This window comes from Gemella sp. 27098_8_155, from assembly GCF_041433725.1.
Taxonomy (GTDB): domain Bacteria; phylum Bacillota; class Bacilli; order Staphylococcales; family Gemellaceae; genus Gemella; species Gemella haemolysans_D.
Map to the genome: position 1 here is coordinate 131,563 of NZ_JAPWCA010000004.1, position 11,467 is coordinate 143,029.

11 protein-coding genes are annotated in these 11,467 nt (G+C 31.6%); 3 read left to right on the forward strand and 8 right to left on the reverse strand.

Going from position 1 to position 11,467, the window contains the following annotated elements:
- Positions 1 to 38 precede the first annotated feature (38 nt).
- Positions 39 to 830, reverse strand: coding sequence for a pyrroline-5-carboxylate reductase (gene proC, locus O5Y44_RS03245; protein WP_316447225.1), 792 nt, complete (start codon positions 828 to 830; stop codon positions 39 to 41).
- A gap of 143 nt (positions 831 to 973) precedes the next feature.
- On the opposite strand from proC, the gene ung reads away from it, so the two are divergent.
- Positions 974 to 1,660, forward strand: coding sequence for a uracil-DNA glycosylase (gene ung, locus O5Y44_RS03250; protein WP_371465521.1), 687 nt, complete (start codon positions 974 to 976; stop codon positions 1,658 to 1,660).
- A 409-nt stretch (positions 1,661 to 2,069) separates the two neighbouring features.
- On the opposite strand, the gene O5Y44_RS03255 is transcribed toward ung, so the two are convergent.
- On the reverse strand, positions 2,070 to 2,708 hold the full coding sequence (locus O5Y44_RS03255; RefSeq protein WP_271966274.1) for a sunset domain-containing protein: 639 nt from the start codon (positions 2,706 to 2,708) through the stop codon (positions 2,070 to 2,072).
- A 137-nt stretch (positions 2,709 to 2,845) separates the two neighbouring features.
- Positions 2,846 to 4,024 (reverse strand): acetyl-CoA C-acetyltransferase, encoded by a 1,179-nt coding sequence (locus O5Y44_RS03260; RefSeq protein WP_371465522.1) that lies wholly within the window; start codon positions 4,022 to 4,024, stop codon positions 2,846 to 2,848.
- A 227-nt stretch (positions 4,025 to 4,251) separates the two neighbouring features.
- Here O5Y44_RS03260 and O5Y44_RS03265 point away from each other — a divergent pair, with 227 nt between their 5' ends.
- A complete protein-coding gene (locus tag O5Y44_RS03265) occupies positions 4,252 to 5,124 on the forward strand; it encodes a protein kinase family protein (protein WP_271987287.1) in 873 nt (290 codons plus the stop codon).
- A gap of 207 nt (positions 5,125 to 5,331) precedes the next feature.
- On the opposite strand, the gene O5Y44_RS03270 is transcribed toward O5Y44_RS03265, so the two are convergent.
- The 3 genes from O5Y44_RS03270 to O5Y44_RS03280 all read right to left on the reverse strand — a co-directional run bounded on the left by O5Y44_RS03270 (position 5,332) and on the right by O5Y44_RS03280 (position 8,400).
- Positions 5,332 to 5,523, reverse strand: a complete 192-nt coding sequence (locus O5Y44_RS03270) for a CsbD family protein (RefSeq protein ID WP_271987288.1) — start codon at positions 5,521 to 5,523, stop codon at positions 5,332 to 5,334.
- Between the two features lie 427 nt (positions 5,524 to 5,950).
- Positions 5,951 to 7,219: a hydroxymethylglutaryl-CoA reductase, degradative gene (locus O5Y44_RS03275; protein ID WP_271987289.1), complete on the reverse strand. Its 1,269-nt coding sequence runs from the start codon at positions 7,217 to 7,219 to the stop codon at positions 5,951 to 5,953.
- A gap of 11 nt (positions 7,220 to 7,230) precedes the next feature.
- Positions 7,231 to 8,400, reverse strand: a complete 1,170-nt coding sequence (locus O5Y44_RS03280) for a hydroxymethylglutaryl-CoA synthase (RefSeq protein ID WP_271987290.1) — start codon at positions 8,398 to 8,400, stop codon at positions 7,231 to 7,233.
- A gap of 422 nt (positions 8,401 to 8,822) precedes the next feature.
- Between O5Y44_RS03280 and O5Y44_RS03285 the strand changes: the two genes are divergently transcribed.
- Positions 8,823 to 9,449, forward strand: coding sequence for a superoxide dismutase (locus tag O5Y44_RS03285; RefSeq protein ID WP_048803104.1), 627 nt, complete (start codon positions 8,823 to 8,825; stop codon positions 9,447 to 9,449).
- A gap of 146 nt (positions 9,450 to 9,595) precedes the next feature.
- On the opposite strand, the gene O5Y44_RS03290 is transcribed toward O5Y44_RS03285, so the two are convergent.
- On the reverse strand, positions 9,596 to 10,645 hold the full coding sequence (locus tag O5Y44_RS03290; protein ID WP_371465523.1) for a DUF389 domain-containing protein: 1,050 nt from the start codon (positions 10,643 to 10,645) through the stop codon (positions 9,596 to 9,598).
- A gap of 480 nt (positions 10,646 to 11,125) precedes the next feature.
- Positions 11,126 to 11,431, reverse strand: coding sequence for a DUF898 family protein (locus O5Y44_RS03295; protein WP_271966281.1), 306 nt, complete (start codon positions 11,429 to 11,431; stop codon positions 11,126 to 11,128).
- Positions 11,432 to 11,467 lie beyond the last annotated feature (36 nt).

Consider the following 11,467-nt stretch of genomic DNA (forward strand, 5'->3'; position numbering starts at 1 on the left):
CAGCTAAATTTCTTTAGTTGAAGCTTTAATCTTATATTCTATTTCATTCTATCTAATTTATCGAAACAGGCTTTTTCACATTCTATAACTGCACTGCGGAAATTCTTTTCTTCTAAAACTCTCACAGCCTCGATAGTACTTCCACTTGGTGAACATACATCATCTTTTAACTTACCTGGGTGCTCTTTAGTCTCTAACACCATCTTCGCAGCACCTAGAACTGTACTTGCAGCAAGTCTATAGGCTACATCACGCTTTAATCCATTTAACACAGCTCCATCAGCTAATGCTTCTATAAATAAATATCCATACGCAGGACCTGAACCACTTAAAGCTGTTAAAGCCGCCATGTCTTTTTCCAATATTTCCTCGGCAATACCTAAATTATTTAAGAGGTCTAATACTAATGTTTTCTCTTCAGCTGCCACTAAAGAATTAAATGTAACACCTACTACACCACTCCCAATTTTTACGGGTGTATTTGGCATAATTCTAACTATTTTAGTCCCTGGAATTTTCTTTTCTAAATCATTTATTTCGACAGCTGCAGCCATTGAAATAACAATCTTATTCTTCAAACTAAGGCTCACTTCATCAAGTACTGTTCCTACTAAATATGGCTTCACCCCTAAAAATACAATATCACTGTTTTCTACAACTTCTTCTAGACTCTTACAGAATACAGTACCTGTTTTTTCAGCAACATTTCTAGTACTTCTATCCGAAGAATTTCTCACAAAAACATCAGTACTACTAACTTTACCACTACGAAGTAATCTTTCTAATATAGCTTTTCCCATATTTCCTACACCGATAAAACCTAATTTCATACATATTCCTCCTAAATATTCGTTAATAATATTATATCATACTCCAAACCCTTATGTCCTAGACAACTTCAATCAGAACTATTTTAATAAAAATTTAACTATGTTATACTTTTATAACAAGTAGTTATTCAAAGGAGTTTTATATGCACAGCAGCTGGGAAGAAATATTCAATAATTATCCAAAAATAGATGAACTAAATAATATGATAAAAGAAATTGACGAACAACGTCTTACTAAAACTATCTATCCGCCAAGAGAACAGGTTTTTAGAGTTTTCGACTTACCATTAAAAGATATTAAAGTCGTAATATTAGGACAAGATCCTTATCATAATCCTGATCAAGCATGTGGGTTAAGTTTTTCAGTAAATGATGGCGTACCACTTCCAAAAAGTCTTATTAACATTTACAAAGAGCTTCATGATGACTTAGGTATTAAACCAGCAAAAACAGGGAACTTAGAATCTTGGTTCAAGCAAGGTGTATTTTTGCTTAATGCTGTACTAACTGTAGAAAAAAATTCTCCAGCAAGTCATAGTAAAATGGGCTGGGAAAATTTTACGGATTACATAATTGAAAATATTTCAGAAAAAAATGAAAATGTAGTTTTTGTTTTATGGGGAGCCTATGCAAGAAGTAAAAACAAACTAATTGACCCTTCAAAACACAAAATTATTGAATCAGCTCATCCAAGTCCACTATCCGCATACCGTGGCTTTTTCGGAAGCAAAGTCTTCTCTCAAATTAACAGTTATTTAGCTGAAAATGATAGAGAAACTATAAATTTTGAATTAAAAATGAAAACAAACGAGCAAATTTCATTTTTTTAAAAATTAAAGAAAATTTTAAGTATATTTTAAGTACAAGGTATATAATGATTACCTAAACAAAAGTAATAATATTTCATTCTTAACGACACTTGTCGTTTCTCCCTTTTAAGTTTGAAATTATTTTTGTTTAAACCAATATTTCGGTTAATTCTTTATGATATTAACAGATAATAAAACTTTTTAATTTTTTTCATAATGTGGCTTGTCGCTCCCTAGGCAAGCCATTCTCCCTTTAAAGAGTTGAAAGACTCTTTTGTTATTTGTATATAAGATTAGATATAAACAAGCAAGAAATTGCTTAGAACTTAATTTAGTTCACTAAAAAAACGTGTTCCCCAAACACGTTTTTTTATTTTATATTATTTCTATGTTTAAACAAAAAATCCCAGACATAAATGTCTGAGATTTTTTATGCAGCTCTTCTATAACCTGCTCTTTGAGCGGCTTCTTCTGAACTAAAGACTAGTAGATTTCTCGCTGCAACATTGTTATAAGAAGGATGTGTCGGTGTGTAATAAACTCCACTCTTTTTACTAGCTCTTACAACTACTTTTTTAGGTTGTTGTTGCTGTTTATTTTGTTGAGTTTGAGTTAATTGAACAGTCTCATTTTTTGTTCCATCCTGTTCGTCTATTTTTTTCTTAGAAGCAGGAGGGGGAAGAACTTGTTGTTGTTCTTTATCCTCATCAGAATTATCTTCTTTTTTCTCTTCTGAAGACTGTTCTTCTAATTTTTTATCACGTTCTTCTTTTTTCTCTTGGAAAGTTTTTCTTTGTTCTTCTTTTCTAGCTTCACTGAAATGATTCGTCATTAACATAGTTAACATCATTACAAGCCCACTTACAACACCTAATACTACTTTTTTCAATCGCGTTTTGCGCTGAATTAATTTTACAATAGGTGGACATAATAATATAAAACTTAGTACAAAGACTATTACTGCATATCTAATGCCATGTGTAAAAACCATACTAAGTGATATTAGCATAAACACTAAAAAGATAAACCACAAAATAACTTGTCCATGTTCTTTTATGAATTTATTCACAATATTTCTCCTTAAAAATAATCACTTATCTATTTTAACACTTTCTTTACTAATAGACAATTATTTTCATAAATAACTTTAATTTTAATAAGATATTCAGCTTTTCTTATAAATATATATTTATATAAATCATATAACTATTTTCTAGAAATCACCATAGCTATCCCTTGTCCTCCTCCTATACAAAGGGAACAGACACCTTTTTCTTTATTATCATTGATTAGTGCGTGAACTAAAGTAACTAAAACTCGGCATCCACTAGCTCCGATTGGATGTCCTAGCGAAATAGCTCCTCCACGTGTGTTTACTTTGTTTTGATCTAGATTTAGTAGACGAGTTACAGCTATAGATTGTGCAGCAAAAGCTTCATTCATTTCAAATAAATCTATATCTTCTATGTTTAAACTTAATTTTTCTAGTACTTTTTGCGTTGCTGGAACTGGACCTAATCCCATTACCGTATTGTCTAATCCTGCCGAAGCATAACCATCAATATAAGCAAGAACTTCTAATCCTAGTTCTTTAGCACGAGTTTCACTCATTAAAACAACACAGGCTGCACCATCATTTATTCCTGATGCGTTTCCTGCTGTTACAGTTCCATCTTTTTTGAAAGCTGGTCGTAATTTAGCTAAACTTTCTAACGTTGTATTCGGACGAACAAATTCATCTGTATCAAAAATAATTTCTTCTCGTCTAGTTTTAATAACTATCGATGCTATTTCGTTAGCAAACTGATTATTTTCAATAGCTGCTGCCGCTTTATTCTGACTTGAAAGAGCAAATTCATCTTGCTCTTCTCTTGTTATATTGTATTGTTCTGCGATATTTTCAGCAGTAATACCCATATGATAGTTTTCAAACGCATCTGTAAGACCATCATTTATTATAGTATCTTCTAATTCTAAACTGCCTAATTTTTGTCCGAAACGAGCATTCTTTGTATAATGAGGTGCCGCACTCATGTTCTCAACACCACCACAAACTACTACATCATTATCCCCTAATAATATTGATTGTACCCCAAGAACAACACTTTTCAGTCCTGATCCACAAACTTTATTTACAACAAAGGCGCTTTTTTCTTTTGGAATACCTGCATTAACTGCGATTTGACGTGCTACATTTTGTCCTAAACCAGTCTGCAAAACATTACCGAATATTATTTCATCAACTAGATTTGGATTAAGATTTATACTTTCTAATGATTGTTTCACAAGCTCTCCACCTATTTTCGCAGCAGAAATATCTTTTAAACTTCCTCCAAAACTTCCTATAGCAGTTCTTTTTGCACTTACAATAGCAACTCTATTCATGTATTTTATCTCCTAATTTGATTTTCTAGTATATTTTACTATAAATACTAACGTTGTTCAAATATTGTCTACACAAGACTATATTTATCGAAATTTTTATTTTGTAACACTTCTTAAATTTATTTGTAATATAAATGTAATATTTTTGTAATAAAAGATTGATTTTTGTAATTTTTAAATGTATAATATAAATATAAAGAAGTTATACAAAAAAGAAGGTGAATAACATGAACAAACTTCTAAAAACAACAGGTATATTTATTTTAGGAATTGGATTATTAACAGGATGCACAGATAAAGTAGCAAAAAAAGTAGATACTAATGATAATATTACTACTGAGGTAAAAACTACTGAAGAAAATCCAGCTTCTTTAGCTAATTTACAAAAAGAAGTTGAACATGTTGCTCAAATTGACAATAACATTAATAACAATAATATTAAAGATAATAACAATACTAATTACAATATAAATAAAAAAGTTACAACAAAAGTAACTACTCCTTCTAAACAAACTATTCAAAACAATAATACTCAAGCTTATAAACATGATTTAGCTAAAGCTGGGGAAATTTTACAACCTATGGCTTATGGAATGTTAAACTTACAAGGAAGCAGCACTGCTAATGTTGTAAGATACATAGCTAGTAATGATGGTAGCGACAATGTAGTAAAACAAATAAACTTAACTAAAATATTAGATTTACTTAATACATATAACACTCAAACATTCCAAAAACAAGATGTGTTACAAAGATTACAAAATGATAAAGAAATTGAATTTGTCCAATTAAATAATCATGTTGCTGATTATAATAAAGAAAATTTAGAAAAATTAATGAATCACAAAAATAAAGTAGTGTACTTCGCAAAAGATCAAGTATTCTTAGCAAAAAGTGATATTGGCTACGGCGGTGCTACTGATGCAATCTTTATGCCAGTAGAAAAATGGGATATTAAAGGTGATAGAATTCTTATTCCATACGAAAATGTTGCTACAAGAAAACCTGTAGGTATAATGACTCTTCGCTTGAACAATAAAAATTACACTAGCGGAGCTAATAGAACTATGTACTACGTAGAAAGATTCGAATTATATTAAAATAACAAAAGACATCGTCATTTCACATGGCGATGTTTTTTGCGTTAAGTTAAAATTTATATCCTGGGAACATCTTTACTGAAATAATATAAAAATAGGCAACTGACTTAAGTTCTACTTTAGTCAGTTGTCTATTTTGTAAGAATACTAAATTATTATTTTACTTAGATTTATTAATATCCTAAAAAGATTCAATAAATATCAGTATTATTTTAATTTATCTTTAACGCTGTCGATAACGCCTTCTACAGCTTCTTTAGCATCTTCTGCAGCTTCTTTTACTTTAGAAACTACTTGCTCTGCTAATCCTTCACCTTCTACTGATTTATCTCCAGTTAATTTCCCTAAACCTTCTTTAACTGATCCTTTGATTTCGTCGAATTTATTTTCTAATGACATAATTGTGCCTCCTGTATACTACATATCAATTTTTTATAAATTGATATTAAATATACTTTTTCTTTAAATATTTTTTATAGATATTAATTTGTTAATTTCTATACTTTATATGATAAATCATTTTAAATTATTAATCAATGAAACTGCTCACAAAATTAAAAAAAGTTTTATTATTTATCATGAAACAGAGCGTAAAAATGTTAGAAACAGGGCTCTTACTGCATTTATACGATGACAAAAAATTCTATAGTAATGGCAATTCTGGTTTATTTTTTGAATATTTCTACTGTAAATAGAAACTTCTATTCTTATTAAACAGTTTTCATGATTAAATTTATTAATCTTTTTTAGATTTATTCATAAAAAATGTAGATTTTACTCAATTTATCAAATAAGAGAGACTAGCAATCCTAATCTCTCTTAAACATTATTTATTATATTTCTCTACTATTTTCTTAGCACTAGCTAAGTTCATATGTTTTTCTTTTCTTAACTCTTCCACGACTGATTCAATATTTTCATTATTAGCCCCTGCTAAAATCGCTAAAGATTTAGCATGTAACTTCATATGTCCTTTTTGAATTCCGTCTCCTACCAACGCTTTTAGCGCTGCTAAGTTTTGAGCTAAACCTACTGAAACGAGTATACTCGCTAATGTTTTCGCATCTGGATTGTTCAATAGTCCTCTCGCTACTTTCACAGTAGGATTAATTCCGATAGATCCACCTACACTAGCAACCGGCATCGGTAACGTGATTTCTCCTACAAGCTCCTTAGACTCTTTATCACAGCACCAAGTAGAAAGTCCTTTATACTTCCCATCTTTTGCTGCATAGCTTTGACATGCCGCTTCTATAGCTCTCCAGTCATTACCACTCGCTATTACAACACTATCAATTCCGTTAAAGATACCTTTGTTATGGGTAGCAGCTCTATAAACATCTGCTTTTGCAAATTTACTCGCAAGCTCAATTCTTTTAGCTAAATACTCTCCATTTTCTCCTAAGTTTTCGAATGGAATAGCACATTTTGCTGTAACTAGTGAACGCGTCGCATAATTCGATAAAATCGCCATAAGAGCTACACCCTCAGTTAGTGATTCTAACGAAACTTTAAGGGCCTCTAGCATTGTATTTAACATATTTGCTCCCATCGCTTCTAAAGTATCAACGATAAGGTAAACAACTACAAAATCTACACCTTCTTCTGATAGAACTTTGACCTCAATATCACAAGCTCCACCACCACGAGTTACGATAGATGGATATGCTTCGTTAGCCGTTTTTATAAGAAGTTCTTTACTCTGTAATATACTTTCCGCAGCTAAGCTAGTATCCGCTATATCGTATAACGCAACATGACCAATCATTTTTCTATCAAGGATTTCTGTTTTGAAACCACCAGATTTCGCTACTATCTTCCCAGCATTACTACAAGCTGCAACTACCGATGGTTCTTCTGTAACAAATGGTACTACATACTGTTTTCCATCAACAGTAAAATTTGGCACAACGCTAAAAGGTAATGAGAAAGTTCCTATTACATTCTCTACCATGTTATTAGCCGTATCAAAGTCTAAAACCTCATTATTTTTAAGAAATTCAAGATGCTCTTCACTTAAAATACCAGCTTGTTCAATAACTCCTAAGCGTTCTTCAATATTTTTTTTATAAAATCCACTCCAAATTTTTTCCATAGTTCCCTCTATTAAAATTGTTTTTTATAAACTCTCTTGTGATTTTCAATTTTTTCTAAAACAAATCTGCTTTCATCTTGAATATCAGAAATATCTAAGTTCCCTTCTTCATCAACTGTAGTATCTCTAAAGAACATTTTTTCATATTCATCAATTGAAATACGTGTTCTACTGTCAAAATCGTCAAAACGATTGTTTCTTAGTTGTTCTTTATAACCATCAACTAAAGTCATACTAAATACTTCCGCAACAGCACCACTTCCGTAGCTATATAATGCAATCTTATTACCCGCTTCTAAAGTAGTATTATTCTCAAGTAAAGATAACAGTCCTAAGAATAATGATCCTGTATAAATGTTACCTACACGTTGACTGTATAAAATAGACTCATTAAAACGAGCAAGTAATTCTTCTTTTTTATCTTCTTCAGCTTGTTCTAATAATAAACTTAGACCCTTTAATCCTAATTTAGGATATGGTAAGTGCAGGCATACCGCTGAAAAATCATTAAGATTCTGTTTTGATTTTTCTGAGAATCTTCCCCAAGTAGTAGTTAAACAATCAAGGTATTGTTCCGTTGAAAATCTTCCTTCCACAAATGCATAATGTGAGTAATTAGGACGCCAGAAGTCCATAACATCACGAGTCAAACAAACATTATCATTGTTAAGTTCTAAGATTCTAGGGTTGCTGCTAACTAGCATCGCACAGCTTCCCGCACCTTGTGTCGACTCACCAGATGATCTAACTCCATATTTCGCTATGTCACTAGCTATAACTAGTACTTTTGATTCCGGATTATTCATAACATGATTTTTCGCAAAATCTAATGCTGCCGTCGCACCATAACAAGCTTCTTTTACTTCAATAGCACGCGCAAATGGTTGAACATCTAAAAGACCGTGAATAAATACCGCAGAAGCTTTACTTTGGTCAATTCCAGACTCAGTTCCTACGATAATCATGTCAATTTTTTCTAAATCATCTTTATCTAATATTTCATATGCAGCTTGTGCCCCAAGAGTTACTATATCTTGAGATACCGGTGGAATACTCATTTCAAGTTGTAATAAACCTTTTGTAAATTTATCTGGTTCTATTCCACGCGCTGCGGCTAAATCACGAATATCTAAATAATAATTTGGCATTGCAAAACCAATTTTATCTATTCCTATTTTCATTATCAAATTCCTTTCGATTAAAATTCGAATCATTCATCTATACAATTTTTTCCAACTATAATTATACTATTAAACTATTAAAAATTAAAGTCTAATAGCCATATATTTCCTATCATGATTAAAATAATTCATGCAAATACTATTGTATAAAATTTTCATGAATTAGTCCATAGATAGCTATTAAAAATCACAAAACTTAGGTCTATCAATTATAAAATATAAATAACAGTATATTCATGCAAATACCTTATTTCCATTTGAAACATTATTAGCTTTTATATAATTTTAATTAGTTGTTATTACAACGATAAAAATAGTTTTTAGTCGGAAAAAAAATTTTTTGTAAGCATTTTTGTTGTTTATTTTAAATATTTTTCTTATAATTATAATATATTTATAAAAACCCTAGGAGGATTATTACTATGACATTTAAATTACCTGAATTACCTTATGGATTCGATTTCTTAGAACCAGTTATCGACGCTAAAACTATGGAAATTCACCACGACAAACACCACGCTGCTTACGTTAACAACTTAAACGCAGCTTTAGAAAAACACCCAGAATTCGAAGCTAACTGCATCTGCGGTTTATTAAAAAACATCGATAACGTACCTGCTGACATCCGTCAAGCTGTTATCAACAACGGTGGTGGACACCACAACCACAGCCTATTCTGGAAATCTCTAACTAAAGCAGATTCTTCTGAATTCGCTGGATTAGTAAAAGAAAAAGTTGAAGCTGAACTTGGTGGATATGAAGAATTCGTTAAGAGTTTCTCAGCTGCAGCTGCTACTAGATTCGGTAGTGGTTGGGCATGGCTAGCTTTAGATAAAGAAGGTAAATTAGTAGTTACTTCTACAGCTAACCAAGACTCTCCATACTTAACAGGTCTTACTCCAATCCTTGGATTAGACGTTTGGGAACACGCTTACTACCTAAACTACCAAAACCGTCGTCCAGACTACATTAAAGAATTCTTCCGTGTTGTAAACTGGGATTTCGTTAACGAACGCCTAGCTAAACACTTAGAAAAATTAGGTAAATAATTACATAGATAAAAAAGCATCTAGGAAATCTAATTTCCTGGATGCTTTTTTTTCAGCAGTTTCTAAAGTAAATTTTCAATTTCAACATAATCACTTATAATCTTATTTATTTCAATCATAAGGTCTGTATTATCTATAGAATATCCTTAACCCTTGTCTGCTTCATTTTCTTTTACAAGATCTTTTTGTGAATCTTTTTCAGATAGTTTTTGATCGATATATTTATTAATAATTTCATAAAATTCCTTGGTCGCCTCACCATCTAATTTTGTTGAATTCTGAACTTGATTAACTTTCAATTGAACAGATTGAATACCGTAAGAGGCTTGTTTTTGGTGGATTGTTTCTAATTCTTCTTCTGAAATCGGGTCACCAACAATTGTCAAGACCAATTCATTGTCCCTTGACTTGTAGACTTGATTGATAACCGTATAATTGGCAAACTCTTTTCCTACAAACTGTTTGACACCTTCTTTTCGCGCTTGTTCTATAGTTAGAGTAACTGCCGAATAGCTGGCTGGAACAACCAATAATACAATCAAAGATATCAAACCAATTTTCATTTTAATGCTTAGCTCTTTGAATGAAGTTAAGGGAGATTTTCTCATTAAAATTTTTGCCCCAACAATGTTGGCTAGCATTATAAAGACACAGTTAATCAAGAAAAGATAGAGAGCTCCAAATAAAAATCGTACATTCCCATTAGCTAAACCATAGCCGGCAGTGCAGATAGGCGGCATTAGAGCTGTAGCAATTGCTACTCCTGGCACAATATTGTTTGCTTCTTTTTTTCTCGAACCGATCACACCAGCAATCCCACCAGCAATAGCAATTAGGACATCCCAAATCGTTGGAGAAGTTCGTGCAATCAACTCGCTACTTTCATAAGATACGGGAGTAATCCAGAAATATAGAGTCGATACAAGTAAACTGACCAATACTTGAGTAAGTAAAACCCCTAGAGCTTGCTTGACTAAACGAGTGTCAAAAATAGCTAAACCTAATCCTAGTCCAACAATCGGTGTCATGAGAGGTGAAATTAACATGGCTCCTATAATAACAGCTGTTGAATTCATATTTAATCCGATAGAGGCAATAAAAATTGCACACATCAAAATCGCTGTATCTCTCGATCTAACATGAAGATCATCGTATAATTTTTCACGGTATTCACGTGTTGAATAATTTCCAGACATCTGTTTCTCCTTTTATTTAATTTATTTCTGTTTATCTATTGATGAGGATAGAGTGATTTTCTGTCAAACATTACATATGTATTTAAATTTCCTTAGTTCTCACCTGTAAGTTTTTTAAAAAATATCTCTTTTTTCTAGACAAATAAAAAAGCATCTATCAGTTGATTCTTTATATTATATCAAAAATTTCACAATCTTTCACTAATGAAACCCATCAATTTAAAAGATTTTTATATCCTTTCCAAGATAGAGAACTGACAAAATTCCAGTTTTCTTATTCTAAGAACAAAAGACTGGGAGCGACTCAAAAATCATGATTTCTTAAGAAATAAGATTTTGTCGAGTCGCCCCTCACAGTTTATTAGATTTCAAAAAAACTTTATAAAGCCATCTTTTTAAATCAATAAACTACTACGTCTATGATTTTTCATATGAACTTTGTTAAATTTTAGGGCTTTTGGGGTAGCCCGAATTTAATGACTAAACATGATGAGTGTGTTTTGCAATCCATTGTTGCATCTTGATAACTAACCAGAAGCTATAGATTCCTAAGGTGATGATAGTTAGAAGAAACCACTTGATCCAATTCCCGAACAACTGTGCCCCAGTACCATCAAAGTATAGACGTTTCCCATCAATCACAGTGTGTTTCGTTTTCCAATTTTGCATCATACAAACAGCCCAAGGTGTTCCGATTCCCAAGGTAAACACACAAATTATTGCTCCTAAGATAGAGTAACCAATATAACCTAGGATTCCTCCATCAAAATAACTTTCAGAATTCATATTATCTCCTTTCTATTCTTTTATTTCTATTCTAGA

Excerpts from the sequence above, each read along its gene's own strand:
- proC (WP_316447225.1), bottom strand. The coding sequence starts at position 830 with ATGAAATTAGGTTTTATCGGTGTAGGAAATATGGGAAAAGCTATATTA.
- ung (WP_371465521.1), top strand. The coding sequence starts at position 974 with ATGCACAGCAGCTGGGAAGAAATATTCAATAATTATCCAAAAATAGAT.
- O5Y44_RS03260 (WP_371465522.1), bottom strand. The coding sequence starts at position 4,024 with ATGAATAGAGTTGCTATTGTAAGTGCAAAAAGAACTGCTATAGGAAGT.
- O5Y44_RS03265 (WP_271987287.1), top strand. The coding sequence starts at position 4,252 with ATGAACAAACTTCTAAAAACAACAGGTATATTTATTTTAGGAATTGGA.
- O5Y44_RS03270 (WP_271987288.1), bottom strand. The coding sequence starts at position 5,523 with ATGTCATTAGAAAATAAATTCGACGAAATCAAAGGATCAGTTAAAGAA.
- O5Y44_RS03275 (WP_271987289.1), bottom strand. The coding sequence starts at position 7,219 with ATGGAAAAAATTTGGAGTGGATTTTATAAAAAAAATATTGAAGAACGC.
- O5Y44_RS03280 (WP_271987290.1), bottom strand. The coding sequence starts at position 8,400 with ATGAAAATAGGAATAGATAAAATTGGTTTTGCAATGCCAAATTATTAT.
- O5Y44_RS03285 (WP_048803104.1), top strand. The coding sequence starts at position 8,823 with ATGACATTTAAATTACCTGAATTACCTTATGGATTCGATTTCTTAGAA.
- O5Y44_RS03290 (WP_371465523.1), bottom strand. The coding sequence starts at position 10,645 with ATGTCTGGAAATTATTCAACACGTGAATACCGTGAAAAATTATACGAT.
- O5Y44_RS03295 (WP_271966281.1), bottom strand. The coding sequence starts at position 11,431 with ATGAATTCTGAAAGTTATTTTGATGGAGGAATCCTAGGTTATATTGGT.